The sequence below is a fragment of the Serratia sp. M24T3 genome, from assembly GCF_000257645.1.
Lineage (GTDB): Bacteria > Pseudomonadota > Gammaproteobacteria > Enterobacterales > Enterobacteriaceae > Rouxiella.
Map to the genome: position 1 here is coordinate 1 of NZ_AJHJ01000083.1, position 1149 is coordinate 1149.

Annotated in this window: 2 protein-coding genes; both read left to right on the top strand. The window is 52.0% G+C overall.

Annotation, left to right across the window (positions count from 1 at the left end; all coding sequences use genetic code 11):
* Positions 1–496, top strand: a 496-nt coding sequence (locus tag SPM24T3_RS24040; protein ID WP_009639444.1) for a phage tail tube protein, incomplete at its 5' end; no start/stop codon positions are given.
* Between the two features lie 58 nt (positions 497–554).
* Positions 555–905: a phage tail assembly chaperone family protein, TAC gene (locus SPM24T3_RS24045; protein WP_009639445.1), complete on the top strand. Its 351-nt coding sequence runs from the start codon at positions 555–557 to the stop codon at positions 903–905.
* The last annotated feature ends 244 nt before the right edge of the window (positions 906–1149 follow it).

Below are 1149 nucleotides of genomic sequence, written 5' to 3' on the forward strand. Positions count from 1 at the left end.
GTCAGTATTAACCCAAGGCACACAGTTCTTTGTTCTCGCCAATGGCGTTGTCAGCGAAGTGGAATGCATTACATCCTTCACGCCTGGTGGCAATCCAGCCGATCAGATTGAAGATACCTGCTTAAGTGAACGCAACAGCCGTACCTACAAAAAAGGGTTACGTACCCCAGCTTCAGCGTCCGTTACGCTCAATGCAGATCCTAAAAATGCCAGTCACCTGATGCTTCATAATCTGGCTGAGTCAGAGGATGAGACAACTCTAACCTTTGCTGTGGGCTGGGCCGACGGTGAGTCTTTGCCGACTGCCGCCGCTACTGGGGCGACCGATGCGGTTGATGGACTGACGTTACCCGCTGACCGTACTTGGTTTATTTTTCAGGGATACGTCTCTGACTTTCCGTTCGATTTCCAGGCGAATGCCGTGGTTAGCACAACCGCGACTATCCAGCGCTCTGGCCCGTCGGTATGGGTGCCGAAAGACCAACAAACTACCTGAAATACCTTCTTACGGGGTGGGGACACCCCAACACTAACCTAATTCGTTGAGACCGAAAATGAAACTGACTCTGCAAGCGTTAACAACGGCAGGTGCCTTCACTGGCCGCCCCGTTGAAAAAGAAATCACCTGGAAGCAGGGTGAAGACGAGTTTACCGCCACGGTATTTATTCGGCCTTTAGGCTATCACTCGGCAAAATCAGATCTGATGGCTTTCAGCGGCAAGATTGATAATGTGGCGGGGCGTATCGCCGCGTCTGTTTGTGATGAGGACGGGCATACCGTTTTCACGCCTGAAGATATCACCGGGGAGGCAAATCCAGAGCGTGGGGCGCTGGATGGTGCATTGACGATTGCACTGCTGGTTGCTATTCAGGAGGTAAACGACCTGGGAAAGGTGAAGCACTAACCGCTGAGGACGAAATCTGGTGCGAGTTGGTGATGAATGGCATAGGTGGCCGGACCATTGCTGAGGCACAGGAGAGGTTGAGTCTCTCTGAATTCTGGATGTGGGTAAAATACCGGGACAGGTACGGCACCTTGAATCCGATGATGAGAACAGAATGGGGGGCGGCCATGGTGGCCAGTGTTATCGCTAATGTAAATAGAGGAAAGACTACAGCGCCCTTTAAGGTTAGTGATTTTTCGCCGTA

Excerpts from the sequence above, each read along its gene's own strand:
- SPM24T3_RS24045 (WP_009639445.1), top strand. The coding sequence starts at position 555 with ATGAAACTGACTCTGCAAGCGTTAACAACGGCAGGTGCCTTCACTGGC.